The organism is Arthrobacter paludis (genome assembly GCF_056782315.1).
Window position 1 is genome coordinate 239,436 of sequence record NZ_JBXAEW010000002.1, and the last position, 20,427, is coordinate 259,862.

General features: G+C 74.5%; 17 protein-coding genes. 9 read left to right on the forward strand and 8 right to left on the reverse strand.

All coding sequences use genetic code 11. From position 1 onward, the window contains the following. The first annotated feature begins 107 nt into the window (after positions 1–107). The gene (acnA, locus tag AC1Q5D_RS02560) at positions 108–2,813 is read left to right on the forward strand and encodes an aconitate hydratase AcnA (protein WP_481736994.1); all 2,706 of its coding nucleotides are present in this window, start codon (positions 108–110) and stop codon (positions 2,811–2,813) included. A gap of 102 nt (positions 2,814–2,915) precedes the next feature. On the opposite strand, the gene AC1Q5D_RS02565 is transcribed toward acnA, so the two are convergent. The 3 genes from AC1Q5D_RS02565 to AC1Q5D_RS02575 are packed head-to-tail and all read right to left on the reverse strand — an operon-like array spanning position 2,916 to position 5,636. Next, positions 2,916–3,842, reverse strand: coding sequence for a MetQ/NlpA family ABC transporter substrate-binding protein (locus AC1Q5D_RS02565; protein ID WP_481736995.1), 927 nt, complete (start codon positions 3,840–3,842; stop codon positions 2,916–2,918). Between the two features lie 34 nt (positions 3,843–3,876). Beyond that, entirely contained in the window at positions 3,877–4,596 is a 720-nt protein-coding gene (locus AC1Q5D_RS02570; protein ID WP_481736996.1) for a methionine ABC transporter permease, read from the reverse strand. Continuing rightward, positions 4,587–5,636 (reverse strand): methionine ABC transporter ATP-binding protein, encoded by a 1,050-nt coding sequence (locus AC1Q5D_RS02575; RefSeq protein WP_481736997.1) that lies wholly within the window; start codon positions 5,634–5,636, stop codon positions 4,587–4,589. The genes AC1Q5D_RS02570 and AC1Q5D_RS02575 overlap by 10 nt, the downstream gene beginning before the upstream one ends. A gap of 349 nt (positions 5,637–5,985) precedes the next feature. Between AC1Q5D_RS02575 and dxs the strand changes: the two genes are divergently transcribed. The 3 genes from dxs to AC1Q5D_RS02590 all read left to right on the forward strand — a co-directional run bounded on the left by dxs (position 5,986) and on the right by AC1Q5D_RS02590 (position 9,303). Continuing rightward, on the forward strand, positions 5,986–8,034 hold the full coding sequence (gene dxs / locus AC1Q5D_RS02580; RefSeq protein ID WP_481736998.1) for a 1-deoxy-D-xylulose-5-phosphate synthase: 2,049 nt from the start codon (positions 5,986–5,988) through the stop codon (positions 8,032–8,034). After that, positions 8,034–8,645: a DUF402 domain-containing protein gene (locus AC1Q5D_RS02585; protein ID WP_481736999.1), complete on the forward strand. Its 612-nt coding sequence runs from the start codon at positions 8,034–8,036 to the stop codon at positions 8,643–8,645. Before dxs ends, AC1Q5D_RS02585 begins: the two co-directional genes overlap by 1 nt. Positions 8,646–8,727: 82 nt before the next feature. Then, positions 8,728–9,303, forward strand: a complete 576-nt coding sequence (locus tag AC1Q5D_RS02590; protein ID WP_481737000.1) for a hypothetical protein — start codon at positions 8,728–8,730, stop codon at positions 9,301–9,303. A 112-nt stretch (positions 9,304–9,415) separates the two neighbouring features. Here AC1Q5D_RS02590 and argG read toward each other — a convergent pair whose 3' ends face one another. After that, positions 9,416–10,837: an argininosuccinate synthase gene (gene argG / locus AC1Q5D_RS02595; RefSeq protein WP_481737001.1), complete on the reverse strand. Its 1,422-nt coding sequence runs from the start codon at positions 10,835–10,837 to the stop codon at positions 9,416–9,418. A gap of 122 nt (positions 10,838–10,959) precedes the next feature. On the opposite strand from argG, the gene AC1Q5D_RS02600 reads away from it, so the two are divergent. The 5 genes from AC1Q5D_RS02600 (at position 10,960) to AC1Q5D_RS02620 (ending at position 16,169) form a co-directional block, all read left to right on the forward strand. Beyond that, complete coding sequence (locus tag AC1Q5D_RS02600) at positions 10,960–11,940, forward strand: aldo/keto reductase (RefSeq protein WP_481737002.1); 981 nt, start codon at positions 10,960–10,962, stop codon at positions 11,938–11,940. A 34-nt stretch (positions 11,941–11,974) separates the two neighbouring features. Next, positions 11,975–13,039, forward strand: coding sequence for a nucleoside hydrolase (locus AC1Q5D_RS02605; RefSeq protein ID WP_481737003.1), 1,065 nt, complete (start codon positions 11,975–11,977; stop codon positions 13,037–13,039). 72 nt (positions 13,040–13,111) lie between these two features. Further along, positions 13,112–13,909, forward strand: a complete 798-nt coding sequence (locus tag AC1Q5D_RS02610; protein ID WP_481737004.1) for an ECF transporter S component — start codon at positions 13,112–13,114, stop codon at positions 13,907–13,909. An 11-nt stretch (positions 13,910–13,920) separates the two neighbouring features. Then, positions 13,921–14,697, forward strand: a complete 777-nt coding sequence (locus AC1Q5D_RS02615) for a CbiQ family ECF transporter T component (RefSeq protein ID WP_481737005.1) — start codon at positions 13,921–13,923, stop codon at positions 14,695–14,697. Next, positions 14,694–16,169: an ATP-binding cassette domain-containing protein gene (locus AC1Q5D_RS02620; protein WP_481737006.1), complete on the forward strand. Its 1,476-nt coding sequence runs from the start codon at positions 14,694–14,696 to the stop codon at positions 16,167–16,169. Before AC1Q5D_RS02615 ends, AC1Q5D_RS02620 begins: the two co-directional genes overlap by 4 nt. Here the strand turns inward: AC1Q5D_RS02620 and AC1Q5D_RS02625 are convergent. The 4 genes from AC1Q5D_RS02625 to lexA all read right to left on the reverse strand — a co-directional run bounded on the left by AC1Q5D_RS02625 (position 16,160) and on the right by lexA (position 20,196). After that, a complete protein-coding gene (locus tag AC1Q5D_RS02625) occupies positions 16,160–16,639 on the reverse strand; it encodes a Rieske (2Fe-2S) protein (protein ID WP_481737007.1) in 480 nt (159 codons plus the stop codon). The genes AC1Q5D_RS02620 and AC1Q5D_RS02625 overlap by 10 nt on opposite strands. Before the next feature lie 45 nt (positions 16,640–16,684). Then, positions 16,685–17,113, reverse strand: a complete 429-nt coding sequence (locus AC1Q5D_RS02630; RefSeq protein WP_481737008.1) for a QcrA and Rieske domain-containing protein — start codon at positions 17,111–17,113, stop codon at positions 16,685–16,687. Positions 17,114–17,215: 102 nt separating this feature from the next. Next, complete coding sequence (locus tag AC1Q5D_RS02635) at positions 17,216–19,357, reverse strand: 3-hydroxyacyl-CoA dehydrogenase NAD-binding domain-containing protein (protein WP_481737009.1); 2,142 nt, start codon at positions 19,355–19,357, stop codon at positions 17,216–17,218. A 116-nt stretch (positions 19,358–19,473) separates the two neighbouring features. Next, entirely contained in the window at positions 19,474–20,196 is a 723-nt protein-coding gene (lexA, locus tag AC1Q5D_RS02640; protein ID WP_481737010.1) for a transcriptional repressor LexA, read from the reverse strand. Between the last annotated feature and the right edge of the window lie 231 nt (positions 20,197–20,427).

Consider the following 20,427-nt stretch of genomic DNA (forward strand, 5'->3'; position numbering starts at 1 on the left):
GCGCTAGCTCTGCGCAATCCCACCGCACCACCCATCCGGTGAAGCGCGCCGACAGGCGGGCCGCCGGATGGGCACCACGATGAAATTCCGGCGAGAGGAGTCCCACTGTGAGCAACGTGGACAGCTTCGGGGCCAAGGGCGTTCTGGACGTCAATGGCAACGAATACGAAATTTTCCGGCTGAACGCCGTCGAAGGGTCCGAGAGCCTTCCCTATAGCCTCAAGGTCCTGCTGGAGAACCTGCTGCGGACGGAGGACGGCGCCAACATCACGGGCGACCACATCCGCGCGCTCGCCGGCTGGGACGAGAAGGCCCAGCCGAACACGGAGATCCAGTTCACGCCGGCCCGCGTGATCATGCAGGACTTCACCGGCGTCCCCTGCGTCGTCGACCTGGCTACCATGCGCGAGGCCGTCAAGGACCTCGGCGGCGACGCCACCCGCGTCAACCCGCTGGCGCCGGCCGAGATGGTCATCGACCACTCCGTGCAGATCGACGCCTTCGGCAACGCCGGCGCCCTCGAGCGCAACATGGAGATCGAGTACCAGCGCAACGGCGAGCGGTACCAGTTCCTGCGCTGGGGCCAGACCGCCTTCGACGACTTCAAGGTCGTCCCCCCGGGCACCGGCATCGTCCACCAGGTCAACATCGAGTACCTGGCCCGCACCGTCATGACCCGCGAGGTCGACGGCAAGGTCCGCGCCTACCCGGACACCTGCGTCGGCACCGACTCCCACACGACCATGGTCAACGGCCTGGGCGTGCTCGGCTGGGGCGTCGGCGGCATCGAGGCCGAGGCCGCCATGCTCGGCCAGCCGGTCTCCATGCTGATCCCGCGCGTCGTGGGCTTCAAGCTCTCCGGCTCCATCCCGGCCGGCGCCACCGCGACCGACGTCGTGCTGACCATCACCGAGATGCTGCGCAAGCACGGCGTGGTCGGCAAGTTCGTCGAGTTCTACGGCGAGGGCGTCGCGCAGGTGCCGCTGGCCAACCGCGCCACCATCGGCAACATGAGCCCCGAGTTCGGCTCCACGGCGGCCATGTTCCCGATCGACGACGTGACCCTGGACTACCTGCGCCTGACCGGGCGCTCCGAGGAGAACGTCGCCCTTGTGGAGGCGTACACCAAGGAGCAGGGCCTCTGGCACGACCCGAGCCGCGAGCTGCGCTTCTCCGAGTACCTCGAGCTCGACCTGTCCACGGTCGTGCCGTCCATCGCCGGCCCGAAGCGCCCGCAGGACCGCATCCAGCTCACGGACGCCAAGGAGCAGTTCCGCAAGGACATCCACAACTACGCCGCCGGCGACGACGACGCGCTGAACGTGGGCCGCCCGTCCAAGTCGGTCGACGTCAAGATGGCCGACGGGCGCGAGTTCGCGATCGACCACGGCATCGTCTCGATCGCCTCGATCACGTCCTGCACCAACACGTCCAACCCGTCCGTGATGCTGGCCGCCGCGCTGCTGGCCCGCAACGCGGTCGAGAAGGGCCTCGTCTCCAAGCCGTGGGTCAAGACGTCCGTCGCCCCGGGCTCGAAGGTCGTCACCGACTACTACGAGAAGTCCGGCCTGACCCCGTACCTGGAGAAGCTCGGCTTCTACATCGTCGGCTACGGCTGCGCGACCTGCATCGGCAACTCCGGGCCGCTGGAGCCGGAGATCTCCGAGGCCGTCCAGGCCAACGACCTCTCCGTCACCTCCGTGCTGTCCGGCAACCGCAACTTCGAGGGCCGCATCAACCCGGACGTGAAGATGAACTACCTGGCGTCCCCGCCGCTGGTCATCGCCTACGCCCTGGCCGGGTCCATGGACTTCGACTTCGAGAAGGACGCGCTGGGCCAGGACGAGGCCGGCAACGACGTCTTCCTGCGCGACATCTGGCCGTCCCCGACCGAGGTCGAGGACACGATCGCCAAGTCCATCGACAGCGACATGTTCGCCAAGGGCTACGAGGGCGTGTTCGACGGCGACGACCGCTGGCGCGCCCTGGACACCCCGGCCGGCGACACGTTCGCCTGGGCGGAGGACTCCACCTACGTGCGCAAGCCCCCGTACTTCGAGGGCATGCAGGCCGAGCCGGCCCCGGTCGCCGACATCGACGGCGCCCGCGTCCTGCTCAAGCTGGGCGACTCGGTCACCACGGACCACATCTCCCCGGCGGGCTCCTTCAAGTCCGACACCCCGGCCGGCCAGTACCTGCTGGCCAACGGCGTGGACCGCAAGGACTTCAACTCCTACGGCTCCCGCCGCGGCAACCACGAGGTGATGATCCGCGGCACGTTCGCGAACATCCGCATCAAGAACCAGCTCCTGGACGGCGTCGAGGGCGGCTTCACCCGCGACTTCACCCAAGACGGCGCCCCGCAGGCGTGGGTCTACGACGCGGCGCAGAACTACCAGGCCGCCGGCACCCCGCTGGTCGTCATCGCCGGCAAGGAGTACGGCACCGGCTCGTCCCGCGACTGGGCCGCCAAGGGCACCGCGCTGCTGGGCGTCAAGGCCGTCGTCGCCGAGAGCTACGAGCGCATCCACCGCTCCAACCTCATCGGCATGGGCGTGCTGCCGCTGCAGTTCCCGGAGGGCGAGACGGCCGAGACCCTCGGCCTGACCGGCACCGAGACCTACGCGGTCGAGGGCATCACCGCCCTGAACAACGGCTCCACCCCCGACACGGTGAAGGTCACCGCGACCGCCGAGGACGGCTCCACCAAGTCCTTCGACGCCGTGGTGCGCATCGACACCCCGGGCGAGGCCGACTACTACCGCAACGGCGGCATCCTGCAGTACGTGCTGCGCCAGATCTCGGGCAAGTAGCCGAGACACCCGAAGGGGCGGCGCACCGGTTCACGAACCGGTGCGCCGCCCCTTCGGCGTTGGTTGGCTGCGGCGTCGGGCAGGCGCGCCGCCCGACGCGGCCTACCCGTCGATCGGCAGCAGCAGCCCCTTGACGGCGGGGTCCGTGCGCAGGAACTCCTGCACGGCCGGGTCCTGGAACGCGCGGACGAGGTTGCGCACGTTCTCCTCGTCCCGGTAGTCGCTGCCGATGGTCAGCTGCCCGGCGAACTCGTCCGGGGCCGGCGGGGCGTAGATCTGCTGCTCGAGCGGGACCTTCGCCGAGACGTAGTACTCGGTGTACCCGACGGCGGCGTCCAGGTCCGGCAGCGCCCGGGACTGCGCGGCGAAGTCCAGCAGCCGGAACTCGAGGCCCTTCGGGTTCTCTGCGATGTCCTCGGTGGTGGCCTCCCACTTGTTGACGCCCTCGCGCAGCGTGATCAGGCCAGCGCGCTCGAGCAGCCACAGCCCCTGGGCCTCGTTGGCGGGGTCCGAGTAGAGGGAGACGACGGCGCCGTCGGGCAGCTCCTCGATGGAGTCGTACTTGGCGCTCCAGATGCCGAAGCCCCAGCGGAACACCGGCGTGGCGGCCTCCAGGCTGAAGTCCGGGTTGGCCTCCAGGACCTGGCCGAGCCAGAGCTTGTGCTGGTAGACGGTGCCGGCGACCTCGCCCTCGGAGACGGCGCGGTTCAGGGTCGTGGAGTCGGCGAGCCCGCGGAACTCGACGTCGATGCCGTACTTCGGGGCGACCTCCTCGGCGACGAACTCGACCAGCGCCTGCTCGGCGTGGTTGCCCTCGGCGGTGACCACGGCCAGCGTCGCGCCGGGGATGGAGTTGGGCGAGTCGGTGCCGGCGTTGGCCTGGACGGTGACGACGGCGGCGACCGCGGCCGCGACGGCGGCCCCGCCCACGGCCCAGGGCCAGCGGCGCCGGCGGCGGAGGGTGAAGCCGTGGCCGTCTCCGGGCGGCGTGGCGGGCGGGGTCGCGGCCGGCTGGGTGGTGGTGGACATGGGGGTTCCTTCCGAGGGTGTGGGTGGGGGGAGGCTAGGCGGCGAGGGCGACGGCGCGGCGCCGGCGCCGCTGGGGCGTCGTCGCGCGGACCAGGGTGTCACCGGTGAGCTGGACGGCGGTCACGAGGAGCACGAGCATCAGGACGGTGGCGAGCATGACGGTCTGGTCGAAGCGCTGGTAGCCGTACGTGACGGCGACGTAGCCGACGCCGCCGGCCCCGATGGTGCCGGCGATGGCCGAGTACTCGATCATGGCGATCGTGTTGATGGTCAGCCCGCCGAGCAGCGCGGGGACGGCCTCGCCGAGCTGGGCGGTGGCGATGACCTGCAGCCGGGAGCCGCCGCTGGCGCGGGCGGCCTGGGTGAGGTCGGAGGGCACGTCGCGCAGGCAGTTCTCCACGAGCCGGGCGAAGAACGGGATCCCGGCCAGGGTCATGGGCACGACGGCGGCGGCGATGCCGATGTTCGTCCCGGTGACCCAGCGGGTGAACGGGACGACGGCCGTCATCAGGACCAGGAACGGCAGGGACCGCCCGAGGTTCACGACCCAGCCCAGCGCGACGTGCGCGGCGGGCCGCTCGAACAGCCCGCCCGGGGCCATGTTGTGCAGGGCCACGCCGACGGGCAGGCCGATCAGGACCACGAGCGCCATGACGATGCCGACCATGGCCAGCGTCTCGCCCAGGGCGGGCAGCAGCAGCGCGGGCAGCTCGGGGATGGGGGTGTCCGCGAGCGCGGGCAGGGTCACGCCCATTGCAGGGCCTCCTGGGTGGTCTCGGGGGCGGTGGGGGCGGCGGCGGAGCCGGCGGCGGGGGCCGGCGGCGGCGTCCCGCGCAGCCCGTGTTTGGCGAGGGCGGCGTGGACGTCCGCGTCGGAGCGGGTGCGGACGCCGACCATGGCCCGGCCGGTGGTGCTGCCGGCGACGGACTGGATGCTCGCGGAGAGCAGGGCGACGGGCTCGCCGAGCTCCGCCGAGACGGACTGCAGCCAGTCCCCGGGGACGGCCGTCGAGTCGAACACGACCTCCCACGGGCGCGCGCCCGGCGCCGCGGCGGCGGCGGGAAGGTGGGGCTGCAGGGCCCGGCCCAGGGCCGAATGGTGGTCGGTGAGCAGGTCCACGAGGCGTCCCTGCTCCACGATCCGGCCGCGGTCCAGCTGCGCCACGCTGTCCGCGACCTGCAGGACCGTGTCCATCTCGTGGGTGATGAACACGATCGCCAGGCCCAGGTCGTCGCGCAGCCCGCGCAGCAGCGACACCACGGAGCGCGTGGTCTCGGGGTCGAGCCCGCTGGTGGCCTCGTCCGCGAGCAGCACCGACGGGCGCAGGGCTAGGGCCCGGGCGATGCCCACGCGCTGGCGCTGGCCGCCGGAGAGCTCGTGCGGGTAGTGCTGCGCCCGGTGCGACAGGCCGACGCGCTCGAGGAGCTCCCCGACGCGGGCCCGGCGTTCGGCGGGCGTGACGCCGAGGTAACGCAGCGGCAGCGCGACGTTCTCGGCCGCGGTCCGCCGGGAGAGCAGGCTGGCGGACTGGAAGACGGTGCCGATCCGGCGCCGGGCGGCGCGCAGCCGGGCCTCGGACAGGCCGCTGAGCTCCTCGCCGTTGACGATGACGGAGCCGGACGTCGGCCGCTCCAACAGGCTCACGCAGTGCGCGAGCGTGGACTTGCCGGCGCCCGAGGGGCCGACGACGGCGAGGATCTCGCCCTGGGCGACCTCGGCGTTGAGCCGGTCCAGGACCGTCGTCGCCCCGGGCCCGTGCCCGTAGGTCTTGGTCAGGTTCTTGAGGGTGATCATGGGTGCCTTCGGTGGCGCCGGGATGGACGAGGTCCCCGCCGCGGCGCCCGGCGGGTTGCACCATCGTGGGCGGCGCGGCCGCCGTCCCGCCACGGCGGCGACGCCGTTGGCAACGCGGCGCCACGCGGCGTCACACAACGGCCCGCCGGCGGGGCCCCTGCCCGGCCGGGGCGCGTCGCACTGGCCCTGGCGGCGTCACAGGGCGACGCGCGGCGTCACGAACGTGCGCGGGCGGGGTGCGGCGTGCATGGGTGCGGGCCACGAACACGGCACGTCGCCACGAATCGCGGCCGCGCCCGGCCCGGCGGTAGCATGGAGCGATCGCGCCCGCCAGCGAAAGGAACCACCTGTGGGACTGCTCGAGACCATCCGCGGGCCGCGCGACCTGGGGCCGCTCAGCATGGTCCAGCTGCGCGGGCTGGCCGCTGAGATCCGCGCGTTCCTGATCGACAACGTCTCGCGCACCGGAGGGCACCTCGGACCGAACCTCGGCGTCGTCGAGCTGACGCTGGCCCTGCACCGCGTCTTCGACTCCCCGCGCGACTCCCTCGTCTTCGACACCGGCCACCAGTCCTATGTGCACAAGCTCGTCACGGGCCGGCAGGACTTCGCCACGCTCCGCCAGGAGGGAGGCCTCGCCGGCTACCCCTCGCGGGCCGAGTCCGAGCACGACATCGTCGAGTCCTCGCACGCCTCCAGCTCCCTGTCCTGGGCCGACGGCATCTCGCGGGCGCGGGTGCTGGCGGGGGAGGGGGACCGCTACACGGTGGCCGTCGTCGGCGACGGGGCGCTGACCGGCGGCATGGCGTGGGAGGCCGTGAACAACATCGCCGCGGACAAGGACCGCCGCGTCGTGATCGTCGTCAACGACAACGGGCGGTCGTACGCCCCGACCATCGGCGGGCTCGCCGACCAGCTGGCCGGCCTGCGCCGCAAGACCCTGGACCGGGTGCGCACGCACCGGGCCTACGAGGACACCCTCGACTGGTGGAAGGGCCGCCTGCAGCAGGGCGGGACCGTGGGCCGCTTCGCGTACAAGAGCCTGCACGCCACGAAGAAGGGCATCAAGGACTGGTGGGCGCCGCAGGGCCTGTTCGAGGACCTGGGCATGAAGTACATCGGCCCCATCGACGGGCACGACCTCCCCGCGCTTGAGCAGGCGCTGCAGCAGGCGCGCAGCTACGCCGGGCCCGTGATCGTGCACGCGCTGACCGAGAAGGGCCGCGGCTATCCGCCCGCCCGCGCGCACGAGGCGGACCAGTTCCACGCCGTCGGCGTCATCGACCCCGAGACGGGCGAGCCCGTCGAACGGCCCAACGCGCAGTCCTGGACGTCCGTGTTCGGGCAGGAGATCGCCCGGATCGCCGACGAACGGACGGACATCGTGGGGATCACCGGCGCCATGCTGATCCCGGTCGGCCTGCAGGAGATGGCCCGGCGCCACCCCGGGCGCGTCGTCGACGTCGGAATCGCCGAGCAGCACGCCCTGGCCAGCGCGGCCGGCATGGCGTACGGCGGCCTGCACCCGGTGGTCGCCCTCTACGCGACGTTCCTGAACCGGGCCTACGACCAGTTGCTGATGGACGTGGCCCTGCACAAGGCCGGCGTCACGGTCGTCCTGGACCGGGCCGGGGTGACCGGCCCGGACGGGCCCAGCCACCACGGGATGTGGGACATGGCGCTGCTCCAGTCGGTGCCGGGGCTGCACCTGGCCGCGCCGCGCGACGCGGTCCGGCTGCGCGAGGAGCTGCGCGAGGCCGTGGCCGTCTCCGACGCGCCCACCGTGCTGCGCTTCTCCAAGGGCAGCGTCGGCGCCGAGCTGGAGGCCATCGAACGGCTGCACGACGGCGTGGACGTCCTTGCCGTCCACCGGGGGGAGCGGGCCGACGGCGGCGCCGCGGCCCCGGGCGCGCCCGGCGGGCCCTCCGTCGTCGACGGGGACGGCGACGGCCGGGCCGACGGGCGGGACGTGCTCGTCGTCGCCGTCGGGTCCATGGCCCAGCTGGGACTGGACGTCGCCCGGCGGCTGGAGGCCCAGGGCATCAGCTCCACCGTCGTGGACCCGCGCTGGGTGCTGCCCGTGCCGCGCTCGATCCTCGGGATGGCCGCGAGCCACCGGATCGTCGTGTGCCTCGAGGACGGCGTCAAGGCCGGCGGAGTCGGCTCGCGCATCCGCCAGGAGATGCGCGCGGCCGGCGTCGACACCGCCCTGAACGAGGTGGGCCTGCCGGTCGAGTTCCTCGAGCACGGCTCCCGCAACCAGGTGCTCGCCCGCGTCGGCCTCACCGCGCAGCGCATCGCCCAGGACACGGTCGAGCAGGTGCTCGGGACCCGGGTCCCGTTCGCCCGGCCGCTGCCCGGCTCCGACCTGCCGACCGGCCAGGTGCCGCGGCTGTGATGCCCGACGGGCTCGCCGACGGCCACGGCGACGGCCTCGCCGGCGCGCCGGCGGGCGCCCGCCCGGGCGACCTCGTGGTCGCGCGGGCGTGGAAGTACGACGGCGGCGGCCACTGGGTGGTGCCCGGCCGCTACCTCGGGGCCGACGCGCACGGGGACTGGGTTTTCCAGCCGGCCGGCAGCCTCGTTGCCCGTCCCGGCTGGGGGTTCCTGGCCGAGGCGGACGCGGTGTGCCTGTTCCCGCGCGGGGGCGCGCCCTGGATCGCGACCTTCCACGACCCCGGCCACCCGAGCGGGGTCTCCGTCTACGTCGACGTCTCGATCGGGACCGGCTGGCGCACGCTCCAGCCGGCCGGGTGGGAGGTGCACAGCATCGACATGGACCTGGACGTGGTCCGCTCCGGAGCCCGCGGCACCTTCCTCGACGACGAGGACGAGTTCGACGAGCACGCGGCCGCGTTCGGCTACCCCGATCCGCTGCAGGAGCGGCTCCGCTCCGCGGCCGACGCCCTCGTGGCCGACGTGTCCGCGGGGCGTGCCCCCTTCGACGGGCCGACGGCCGCCGCGCGGTTCGCGGCGGGGCGCGCCCTGTCCGCCGGCCGTCCCGGCTGACGCTCCCCGCCGCCCGGGACCCCCGGCCGGCACGGCCCCCGGGCCGGCCGCTCCCCAGACCCACGACCCACAGGAGGCCCCCTTGGCCATTGTCCGCATGTACCGCAGCGCCGGAGACGGCGCGCTCGAATTCCGAGAGGCCTGGTTCCAGGAGTACGCCGACGCGCCGGGCCGCGGCGAGTTCGTCGTCAACCACGGCACCGTGGGCCGGCTGTCGAAGACCGCCACGGAGCGCGACGTCGACACCGCCGAGGGCGAGTCCCTGCTCGACGCGTTCGCGGCCCAGGGCGCGGAGGACGGCTACGCCGAGATCGCCCCGGAGGAGCAGCACTGGGTGATCGCGCAGTACGCGTTGAAGACCCCGGACGGGACCGCGCGCGACGAGCACCTGCGCACCCGCGCCACGGAGACGCTGGCCGCGCACCTCGCCTGGCGCGGCCTGGGCACCGTCGAGTCCTCCGACTTCGCGCCGCACAAGCTGAACATCCGCATGCTCTCCCCGGCCCCCAAGGCCGCGGCCGCCGCCGTCGTCTCCTGCCTGCGCGACGCGAAGCTGGACTTCACGAAGCTCGCCGTCGCCACCGCCCCGCACGGCGAGCCGGACGCGCTGCGGCAGCGGCATCCGATGCCGTCCAAGGGGCGCTTCACCCTCGACTGAGCCGGCGCGCCGGCCCCGGCCAGGCGCGCCGGCCGGAACCGCCCGGGACGCCGCAGGCCCGGCACCCCTCGCGGGGTGCCGGGCCTGCTCAGTGCCGCGGACGGGCCGGGCGCTAGTCCGTGCCGGCGTCGAAGGCCGCCGACTCCATGGCGCGGTCCGCCGCGGCGTCGGCCGCGTCGTTGCCGCCGGTGATGGCCTCGGCCCCGCCGGACTCGAGGGCGCCGACGAGCTCCGCCGTCGCGCCGCCGACCAGGCCCTGGGTCGCGTACTGCTCGAGGCGCGTGCGGGAATCCGCGATGTCCAGGTTGCGCATGGTCAACTGCCCGATGCGGTCGACGGGACCGAACGCGGCGTCGCCGACGCGCTCCATCGACAGCTTCTCCGGGTGGTAGCTCAGCGACGGGCCGGCCGTGTCCAGGATCGTGTAGTCCTCGCCGCGGCGCAGGCGCAGCGTCACCGTGCCGGTCACGGCGGAGCCGACCCAGCGCTGGATGGACTCGCGCAGCATCAGGGCCTGCGGGTCGAGCCAGCGGCCCTCGTACATCAGGCGGCCCAGGCGGCGGCCCTCGGCGTGGTAGTTCGCGACCGTGTCCTCGTTGTGGATCGCGTTGAGGAGGCGCTCGTAGGCGATGAACAGCAGGGCCATGCCCGGCGCCTCGTAGATGCCGCGGGACTTCGCCTCGATGATGCGGTTCTCGATCTGGTCGCTCATGCCCAGACCGTGGCGGCCTCCGATGGCGTTGGCCTCGTTGACCAGGGCGACGGCGTCGGCGAAGCGGGTGCCGTTGATCGAGACCGGGCGGCCGGCCTCGAAGCCGATCGTGACGTCCTCGGTGGGGATCTCGACGGACTCGTCCCAGAACCGCACGCCCATGATCGGCTCGACGGTCTCCAGGGAGGTGTCCAGCAGCTCGAGGGTCTTGGCCTCGTGCGTGGCGCCCCAGATGTTCGCGTCCGTCGAGTAGGCCTTCTCGGCGGAGTCGCGGTAGGGGAAGCCGTGCTCGGTGAGCCACTCGCTCATCTCCTGGCGGCCCCCGAGCTCGGAGACGAACGCCGGGTCCAGCCACGGCTTGTAGATGCGCAGCTTCGGGTTGGCCATCAGGCCGTACCGGTAGAAGCGCTCGATGTCGTTGCCCTTGTACGTGGAGCCGTCGCCCCACACGTCCACGCCGTCCTCGCGCATGGCGCGGACCAGCAGGGTGCCGGTCACGGCCCGGCCGAGCGGGGTGGTGTTGAAGTAGGAGCGGCCGGCGGAGCGGATGTGGAAGGCGCCGCAGGCCAGCGCGACGAGGCCCTCCTCGACGAGGGCGGGCTTGCAGTCCACCAGCCGGGAGGCCTCCGCGCCGTACTCCAGCGCCCGGCCCGGGACGGCGTCGATGTCCGGCTCGTCGTACTGGCCGAGGTCGCCGGTGTAGGTGTAGGGGACCGCGCCCTTGTCGCGCATCCACGCGACGGCTACGGACGTGTCGAGGCCGCCGGAGAACGCGATCCCGACGCGCTCGCCCACGGGCAGGGAGGTGAGGACTTTAGACATGGTTACGATGCTAGTGACCCGGGGTGTCCCGCGCCATTCCGGGCCCCGGCATTGCGGCCGCTCCGGCCCGCGTGTCGCGGGAAACACACCGGTCCGCGCCCCCCCCGACCCGAAAGGCCACCATGGCACCGACCCTGAACCACCTCGGAGATTCCGGCCTGGTCGTCTCCGCCGTCGGCCTCGGCTGCAACAACCTGGGCCGCGCCGGCACGGCGACCGAGTCCCAGGCCGGCACCGACGCCGTCGTCCACGCCGCCCTCGACGCGGGCATCACGCTCTTCGACACGGCGGACACCTACGGCGCGACGCCCGGGCTGAGCGAGGAACGGCTCGGCAAGGCGCTGGGCCGACGCCGCGACGAGGTGGTGCTGGCCACGAAGTTCGGGATGGACATGCGCGGGGCCAACGGCAACGACTTCGGGGCGCGCGGCTCCCGCCGGTACATCGTCCGCGCGGCCGAGGCGTCGCTGCGCCGGCTCGGGACCGACCACATCGACCTCTACCAGTTCCACACTCCGGACCCCGGCACCCCGATCGACGAGACCCTCGCCGCCCTCGACGACCTCGTCCGGGCCGGCAAGGTCCGCTACCTCGGCCACTCCAACCGGGCCGGCTGGCAGATCGCCGAGGCCGAGTTCACGGCCCGGCAGCTGGGCACGGAGCGGTTCGTCTCCGCCCAGAACCACTACAACCTGCTCGACCGCCGCGCGGAGCTCGAGGTCCTGCCCGCCGCCTCCGCGTACGGCCTGGGCGTGCTGCCCTACTTCCCGCTCGCCAACGGCCTGCTCACCGGCAAGTACTCCGGCGGCGAGGCCCCCGAGGGCAGCCGGCTGACCCACTCGCGGCAGAACCTGCTCCGGGACGCCGACTACGGCCAGCTGCGCGAGTTCGGCGCGTTCGCCCGGGACCGCGGCCTGACGGAGCTGCAGGTCGCGTTCTCGTGGCTGGCGTCGCGCCCGCAGGTCTCCTCCGTCATCGCCGGCGCCACCCGCCCCGAGCAGGTGCGCCAAAACGCGGAGGCCGCCGGCTGGGCGCCCACGCCCGACGACGAGGCCGCGCTGGAGTCGATCTTCCCGCCCGCGCCGAAGGTCGCGCTGTTCTAGTGGGCGCGCTCGGGGGACGGGCGGGGGACCGCTGATGGGCCGGACGGACGGCGATGCCGTGCGGCTGCTCGTCGACAACGACACCGGGATCGACGACGCGCTCGCCCTGGCGTACCTGCTCTCCCGCCCCGAGGTGCGGATCGAGGCCGTCACGTGCGCGCCCGGCAACGCGACCGTGTGGCAGGTGGCCCGGAACAACCTGGCGCTGCTGGAGCTGTGCGGCGCGGCCGAGGTGCCGGTCGCGCTCGGTGCCGCGGCGCCGCTGCGGATCCCCCTGGAGACGACGCCGGAGACCCACGGGCCGCAGGGGCTCGGCTACGCGGAACTGCCCGCGCCCGCCCGGGCCGCCGAGGCGGAGGCCGCCGCGGACCTGTGGGTCCGCACGGTGCGCGCCCACCCCGGCCGCATCACGGCGCTGGCCACCGGGCCGCTGACCAACCTCGCGCACGCCGTGCGCCTGGACCCCGAGCTGCCCCGCCTGCTGCGCGGCACCGTGATCATGGGCGGCTCCTACTTCCACCAGGGCAACACGACGCCCACCGCCGAGTGGAACACGCACGTCGACCCCGACGCCGCCGCGGAGGTGTTCGCCGCGTACGAGGGTCTGCCGGAGGAGTCGCTGCCGGTCGTGTGCGCGCTGGAGACGACCGAGCGGATCGAACTGCGGCCGCACCACGTCGACGCGCTGGCGCGCGGGGCGGGGGAGCGCGGGGGCGAGTGGATCTCCCCGGACGACCCGGAGGGGACCCGCAGCCGTGCCGCCAACCCGCTCGTGCGGACCCTGTCCGACGCGTTGCGCTTCTACTTCGAGTTCCACCGCGCCTACGGCCAGGGCTACATCGCCCACGTGCACGACCTCTTCGCCGCGACCGTCGCCGTCGGCCGCGCCCGGTACCGGACCCGCCCCGCACACGTGCACGTGCAGACCGGCGCCGGGCCCCTGGCCGGAACGACCACGGCCGATTTCCGTGGCCTGTGGGGCCGCGAGCCGAACGCCCGGATCGTGGACTGGAACGACCCCCCGGCCGTGTTCGGCGAGGCCCTCGGATCCATCGCCGCCCTGGCCCGCCGCATCGAGGAGCGCGGGCCGCTGCGCTAGACTGTGCGACCGGGTCGAGGTGACATAGGCCCTCCGTTCCGACCGTTCCTGCTGCCGAAACCGGGTCCGCCTATGTCCACGCCTGCCCTCCCGTCCGCCGTTCCCGCCCGCGCCCGCCTCCTGGCCGCCGCCGGCGTCGCGTGCATCGCCGCGACCTACGCCGCCCTCGTGCTCACCCAGCCGACCGTCGCGGCCGAGGGCCTCGGCAGCGGGCCCGCCCTGCTCGCGTTCGGCGGGTACCTCGCCGGGGCCCTGCTCCTGCTCGCCGGCACCCTGCCGACCCTGCCGGCGCCGACCCTGGCCCTGGTCCCCGTCGGGATCGTCCTGAATATCCTGCTGGGCCAGTTCGTCGGCAGCACGCTCGTGCCCCTCTACCTCGATTCGATCGGGACGGTGCTCATCGGCCTGCTCGCGGGCCGCTCCGCCGGCGCGGCCACGGGCGTGCTGGGAACCCTGGTCTGGTCCCTGTTCAACCCGACCGTCCTGCCGTTCGCCGCCGGCGCGGCCATCGTCGGGCTCCTGGCCGGCACCGCGGCGCCCCTGGTGCTGCGCCGCACGTGGACCGCCCCCGTGGCGGGCTTCGCGACCGGCATCGTCGCCGGGATCGTCTCCGCGCCCGTCGCCGCGTTCGTCTACGGCGGGACGTCCGGCGCCGCGACCGGGGCGATCGTCGCGGCGTTCCGCGCCATGGGCGATTCCCTGCTGGCCTCCGTCACGAAGCAGGCCCTGATCTCCGACCCGGCGGACAAGGCCGTCGCGTTCCTCGCCGCCGCCCTGCTGGTCGCCGCCCTGCCCCGGCGCGTCAGGCTCCGCCACCCGCTGCCGCGCCGCGCCGCCGAGCGCGCGGACCGGGCGGCCGCCACCCGGTGACGGCGGCGCCGGTGCGCGGGGAAGACCCCGCCGCGGGACCGGGGCGCCCGCGCGGCCCGGCCCCGGCGCCCCGGCGCCTGCACCCCCTGACCGGGCTGGCGTTCGCGGCCGCCGCGGCCGCCGTCGTTCTGGCCTGGCCCCACCCGGCCGTGTGGGCTGCCGCGGTGGCGGGCGCGCTCGCGCTCGCGGCCCGGCGGGCCCTGGCCGGGCGGCTGGCCGCGACGGGCGCCGTCGTCCTGGCGCCGCTGTGGGCCTCGCAGCTGGCCATCCACGCCCTGTTCGACACGCGCGGAACGCACGTGCTCGCGGCCGCCGGGCCCCTGCGCGTCACGGCGGAGGGGCTGGGCGCGGCCGGCTGGTACGGGACCCGCGCCGCCGCCGTCGCCGCGTGCCTGCTGCTGTTCGTGCTCACCGTGGACCGCCACGACCTGGTACGCGCCCTCGACCGGCCCGGCGTGCCCGCCCAGCTCGCCTACGCCGTGGCGGCGACCCTGGCCCTGCTGCCGGCGCTCGCCGACCGCCGGCGGGCGATCGCCGAGGCCCAGGCCGTGCGGGGCGCCGCGGGCGGCCCGTTCGCGGCCGCCCTGCGGCAGGCCGTCCCGCTGGTCGTCTCCGCGCTGCAGGACGCCGGCGACCGCGGCACCCAGCTGCAGCTGCGCGGGTTCCCCGGCGGGACGGACCGCACGGCCTACCGGAGCGTCCCCGCGCGCCCGTGGGAGCGGCCGGCGGCGCTCGGCGCCCTGGGGGCCGCGGCCCTGGCCTGCGCCGCCGCCGCGGTTCCGGCGTGAGCGCGCCCCGCGGCGGGCTGGCCCTGCGCGTCGACTGGTACCGCCATCCCGGCCAGGCCCGGCCCGCCCTCAAGGGGGTCGACGTCACCGTCGCGCCCGGCGGGCTCACGCTCGTGCTCGGCGGTTCCGGCAGCGGCAAGTCGACGCTGGCCGGCATTGCCGCCGGCGTGCTGCCCGCCCACGCCGGCGGCCGGATGTCCGGGACGGTCCGGGCGGGGGGCCTCACCGTGGCGCACGCGGGCGGGCCGGACGCCGCGGGTGCCGGCTCCGCGGCGCCGGGCCTGACCGCGTGGGCGCGGCACGTCGCGCTGGTGCCCCAGCGGGCGCGGACGCAACTCTCGCACGTGCGCCCGACGGTCGAGGAGGAGCTTGCCTTCGGGCTCGAGAACCGGGGCATGGACCGCCCGCGGATGCGGGCGCGGGTGGAGGAGACGGCCGCCCGGCTCGGCGTGGGCCACCTGCTCCGGCGCGACCCGCTGCGCCTCTCCGGCGGGGAAGAGCGGCTCGTGGCGATCGGCTGCGCGCTGGCGGTGGACCCCTCCGTCCTGGTGCTCGACGAGCCGACGGCCGGGCTCGACGCCGCCGCGTCCGCGCGGGTGGAGGCCGCCGTGGCGCGCGTGCGCGGCGCGGGCACCGGCGTGCTGCTGCTCGCCCACGAGGCGGGGCCGCTGGGCGCCGCCGCGACGGCGACCGTGCGGCTCGGGGCGGCCGACGCCGTGGAGGCGGACGCGGCCGATGGCGTCGGCGCGGCGGGCGGCGCGGGGCCCGGCGGCGGCGCGCCGACTGGCCGCCCCCGTCCCGCCGCCGCCGGGGCGCGGGAGCTGCTCGCCTTCCGTGGGGTGGCCTTCGGCGGGGCGCCGGCGTCGGGCCTGGTCCTGACCGTGCGGGCGGGCGAGCGCGTGGCCCTGACGGGCCCGAACGGCGCGGGCAAGAGCACGCTCCTGCGGGCCGCCGTCGGGCTCGAACGCCCCACGGCCGGGAGCGTGCACGTCGCGGGGCTGGACGCGGCGGCGGTGGGGACGCGGAGGCTGGCGCGGTGCGCGGCCCTGGTCTTCCAGGACCCCGACGTGCAGCTGTTCGCGCGGACGGTCCGCGCGGAGGTGGCGTTCGGCCTGCGCGGCCGGGACTCCGGCCGGGCCGTGCAGGCGGCCCTGGAGGAGTGCCAGCTCGCGGGGGCCGCGGACGAGCACCCCCTCGAACTGCCCGCGACCGGGCGCAGGCTCGTCGCCGTGGCCGCCGCCCTGGCCGCGCGGCCGCGGGTCCTGCTCCTCGACGAGCCGACCGCCGGCATGGACGCCGCCGGCCGCGGCGTGTTGGACCGGGCCCTGGCGCGCGCGGCGGCCCGGGGCGCGGCGGTGCTGGTCGCCACCCACGACGCCGGCCTGGCCGCCGGCTGCGATCGGCGCGCTGGCCTGGTCCCCGGCGCCGTCCCCGGGCTGGACGCCGGCCGGCCCGGGCGCCGCTACGGGTAGAGCAGGACGTCGCCGCCGTCGATCTCGGCCGCGAACCGCCCGAGCGCGCCGCGGGCGGGTCCGGCGACGGCCCGGCCGTCGGCCGGGTCGAAGTACGAGCCGTGGCAGGGGCAGTGGAAACGGGTGCCGTCCTGCGGATCGGCGGGGCCGACGGCGCAGCCCTGGTGCGTGCACACCGCCGTGTAGGCGAGTACGGTGCCGGCGTCGGGCCGGTGGAGGAGGAAGCCGCGCTCCGCGGCGGCGCCGTCCGCGTCCGGGACCGTCGCCGTCACGCCGAGGGACGAGCCCACGGGCAGGTCCGCGGCAGCGGCGACGCGCACCGGTTTCCCGTGCGGCGCGGGGACCGCGGACGGGCTGTTGTCCGGCGCCTGCGAGGAGCCGTCCCCGCAGGCGGCCAAGGTCACGGCCGCACCGGAGGCGACGGCGGCGAGGACGGTGCGGCGGCAGGCGGAAACGGGCAGGCTGGTCACCGGGGCATTCTCCCACGGCCCGGGGCGGGCCGTGGAAACGACGCCTCAGGATTCCAGGTAGATCATGACCCGGTCGCCGTCGATCTCGGCCGCATACGCGGGGAGCGGGTCCTTGGCGGGCCCCGCCTGCCGGCTGCCGTCCGTGAAGGAGAATTCCGAGCCGTGGCACGGGCACTGGAAGTTCCCGTCGCCGATCCCAACCTGGCAGCCCTGGTGCGTGCACACCGCGGTGTAGGCGAGGACCGTCGACTCGTCGGGACGGTGGAGCAGGTAGTTGTTGCCCTGCACGTTGACCGATGCCGAGGAGCCCACGGGCAGGTCCTCGGTCGTGGTCGCCTGCGTGGGCTCGCCCACCGGCTCGGGCGGGCCCTCCGGGGCGTCGCTGCCGCACGCGGTGAGTGCTCCGGCCGCACCGACCGCGAGGGTTCCGCCGAGGAAGACGCGTCGGGTTGCGCGGAGTCCGGTCTCGTTCATGGCGCCATTGTCGCACCGGGCGACGCCGATGGGGAGGGGCGACCGGCGCCGTTTACCGCGGCGCGGGCCGCCCCTAGGATGCCGCCGCGTGCTTCTGCTCGCCTAGACCCGTGCCGCTGCGTGGAATTGGTGGCCGAGGACGCGTTCGGAGGCTCCGGTGCGGTCCAGGTACGGGGTGATGCCGCCGAGGTGCAGCGGCCAGCCGGCGCCGAGGATCATGCACAGGTCCACGTCCTGCGGCGCGGCCACGACCCCGTCCGCCAGGAGTAGGCCGATCTCCTCCGCCAAGGCATCCTGGGTGCGCCGCAGCAGCGCGTCCGCGGAGACCGGGGAGGACCCGAACCGCATCAGGTCCAGGGTCGACCGCGGGATGGCTCGGCCCCCGCCGTCGTCCTCCCACAGCTGCCCGACGCCGTGGTCGACCAGGGCCTGCAGGTTCGCGGAGACGGGGTAGCGGTCGCCGAAGGCGGCGTGCAGGGACCCCTGGACGTGCTGCGCGACGGGCAGACCGACCATGGCGAGCAACGTGAACGGGCTCATCGGCAGGCCCATCGGGCGCAGGGCGGAGTCGGCCACCTCGGCGGGCGTGCCGGCGTCGAAGGCGGCCACGACCTCGGACAGGAGCCTCAGCAGGACCCGGTTCACGACGAAGGCCGGCGCGTCCCGGACCAGGACCGCGGTCTTGCCGAGCCGCGCAGCCGTCGCGAAGGCCGTGGCGACGGCCGAGTCCCGTGTCGCCGTGGTCCGGACGATCTCGACGAGCGGCATCACGGCCACGGGGTTGAAGAAGTGGAACCCGACGAGCCGTTCGGGGTGGGCCAGGCCCTCCGCCATCGCCGCGACCGAGAGCGAGGACGTGTTGGTCGCCAGCACGCAGTCGGGGGAGACGTGCCGCTCGACGTCCGCGAACACCCGGCGCTTGGCCCCGAGGTCCTCGAACACGGCCTCGATGACCCAGTCGCACCCCGCGAAATCGGCCAGGTCGGTCGTCCCCGTCACCAGCCCGGCGACGCGCGTGGCCTCGTCCTGGGACAGGCGGCCCTTCGCCGCCAGTCGTTCGGCCTCCCCGCGGATGCGGGACAGGCCGGCCTCGACCCGCCCGCTGTCGAGGTCCGTGATCACCACGGGCACGTCCAGCCGGCGGGCGAAGAGCAGGGCGAACTGGGTGGCCATCAGCCCGGCGCCGACGATCCCGATCCTCGTGACCGGAAGCGGAGGGGAGTCCGGCACGCCGGCCGGGCGCTTGGCCCGTTTCTGCAGCAGTTCCAGCAGCGCGTAGACGGAGTCGCGGAACTGGTCGGACGCGATGAGCTCGTCCAGTGCGTCGCACTGCTGGTCCGCGGATTCCGCTGGGGTCGCGGTCGCCGCCGCGGCGAACAGCGTCGCGAGCCGGTGCGGTGCGGGGGCGGCCGGGCCGGCCTTCGCCTCGGCGAGCGACCGGGCGTCGGCCGCGGCACGCTCCCAGCGGGCGGCGACCGCGGGGTCGCCCGGATCCACCGCGTGGGGGCGGGCGACGGCGGCGTCCCCGCCCAGGACCCGGTCGGCCCAGGCCAGCGACGCGTCCAGGAACCCCTCTGCGTCCATCAGGGCGTCCGCCATGCCGAGCTGGTGGGCGGCGGCGCCATCGAGGGTGCGGTTGTTGTTGAGCGCGTTCTCCAGCATCACGGCCACCGCCGCTTCGGGGCCCACCAGGCGCGGGAGCCGGTAGACGCCGCCCCAGCCGGGGACCAGGCCGAGATGGGCCTCCGGCAGGCCGAGGCCCCGCGCGGAGCCGCTGACCGTGCGGTACGTGCAGGCCAGGGCGAGCTCCAGGCCGCCCCCGAGGGCCGTTCCGTTCACGAAGGCGAAAGTGGGGACTCCGAGGTCCGCGAGCAGGTCGTACGCCGCGTGGCCCAGCTCGGCCATCCTCCGCCCGTGTTCCGCTCCCCGCAGGCCCTGGACGATCGACAGGTCCGCGCCGGCGACGAAGACGCCGTCGACGCCGACCACGGCCAGGGCGTCGATCTCCCCGGCGGCGGCGCGTTCGGCCTGGGCCGCCAGTTCACGGCCGAGCTCGACGAGCGTGCGCGGGCCGAGCGTGGCGGGCCGGCGCGGACCCAGGCCGTTGTCCAGCGTCAGCAGGGCCAGGCGCCGTCCGGAGGCGAGGGGCCGGTCCTCCACCGTGGTGCGGGTGACAGCCTCGTCGGGCGCCAGCGCGGTCAGGTCGGCGAAGCGGTCGAAGGCGAATGCGGTGTGGGCGGGCACGGGCTGCTCCTGGGGTTCCGGATGTGGTCCGCACCATACGCTACTGGCGGGTAACTTTCTCCGCAAGCACCGCTTCTCTTCGCGGGGCTTCGCTGCGGCTCCGGGCGCCTGGCGCGCTACAGGGAGCGCAGGACCGACACGACCTTGCCCATGACCGTCGCGTGGTCGCCGAGGATGGGTTCGTACTGCCGGTTCTGGGGAAGCAGCCAGGTGTGCCCGTCCCGCTGCCGGAACGTCTTGACGGTGGCCTCGTCGTCGAGCAGTGCGGCGACGATGTCTCCGTTCTCCGCCGTGCTCTGCCGGCGCACGACGACCCAGTCGCCGTCGCAGATCGCAGCGTCCACCATGGAGTCGCCGCTGACCTTCAGCATGAACAGCTCGCCGTGGCCCACCAGCTGGCGGGGGAGTGCGACGACGTCCTCGACGCTTTGGTCCGCCAGGATCGGGCCGCCGGCCGCGATGCGGCCCACGAGGGGCACCATGGCCGAGTCGGAGGCGGAGGCGATCTCGGAGACGTGCATCCCGTTCAGGGCCGACACGTCGCCGCCCTGTTCCGGGGCGTCCTCCGCGCCCGGGGCGTTCAGGGTGAGGGGCAGGAGGATCTCCAGCGCGCGCGGGCGCCGGGGGTCGCGGCGGATGTAGCCGAGCTTCTCGAGCTGGCCCAGCTGGTGCGTCACGCTCGACAGGCTGGCGAGCCCCACCATGTCCCCGATCTCACGCATCGACGGCGGGTACCCGTTGGCCGCCACCGAGCGCTGGATGGTCTCGAGGATCTTGCGTTGGCGCAGCGTCAGGCTCTTCGGGGCGCCCTTCCGCGTGGGGGTTCCGGGTGTGCTCATGCCGTCCGCCGTTCTCTCCGCCGGCCTGCCCGGCCGGCCCCAACTTGTCGGTGGCCGCTGGTGGGGTGTCGCCCATGGACCGTTGCTCCCACGCTATCCCAGCCCAAGAGGCGATTCAAAGGTTTATTCGAACGTGTCTCGACATCCATCGAGCATCGGTGCTACAACTGAACCCAGCAGTTTTCGAAAAGATGTTCGAAGCCCTGATTTCGAATGTTTCGAACAGCAGGA

Excerpts from the sequence above, each read along its gene's own strand:
- AC1Q5D_RS02570 (WP_481736996.1), bottom strand. The coding sequence starts at position 4,596 with ATGGGCGTGACCCTGCCCGCGCTCGCGGACACCCCCATCCCCGAGCTG.
- lexA (WP_481737010.1), bottom strand. The coding sequence starts at position 20,196 with ATGAGCACACCCGGAACCCCCACGCGGAAGGGCGCCCCGAAGAGCCTG.
- AC1Q5D_RS02575 (WP_481736997.1), bottom strand. The coding sequence starts at position 5,636 with ATGATCACCCTCAAGAACCTGACCAAGACCTACGGGCACGGGCCCGGG.
- AC1Q5D_RS02605 (WP_481737003.1), top strand. The coding sequence starts at position 11,975 with ATGGGCCGGACGGACGGCGATGCCGTGCGGCTGCTCGTCGACAACGAC.
- AC1Q5D_RS02585 (WP_481736999.1), top strand. The coding sequence starts at position 8,034 with ATGCCCGACGGGCTCGCCGACGGCCACGGCGACGGCCTCGCCGGCGCG.
- AC1Q5D_RS02610 (WP_481737004.1), top strand. The coding sequence starts at position 13,112 with ATGTCCACGCCTGCCCTCCCGTCCGCCGTTCCCGCCCGCGCCCGCCTC.
- AC1Q5D_RS02630 (WP_481737008.1), bottom strand. The coding sequence starts at position 17,113 with ATGAACGAGACCGGACTCCGCGCAACCCGACGCGTCTTCCTCGGCGGA.
- AC1Q5D_RS02565 (WP_481736995.1), bottom strand. The coding sequence starts at position 3,842 with ATGTCCACCACCACCCAGCCGGCCGCGACCCCGCCCGCCACGCCGCCC.
- argG (WP_481737001.1), bottom strand. The coding sequence starts at position 10,837 with ATGTCTAAAGTCCTCACCTCCCTGCCCGTGGGCGAGCGCGTCGGGATC.
- AC1Q5D_RS02600 (WP_481737002.1), top strand. The coding sequence starts at position 10,960 with ATGGCACCGACCCTGAACCACCTCGGAGATTCCGGCCTGGTCGTCTCC.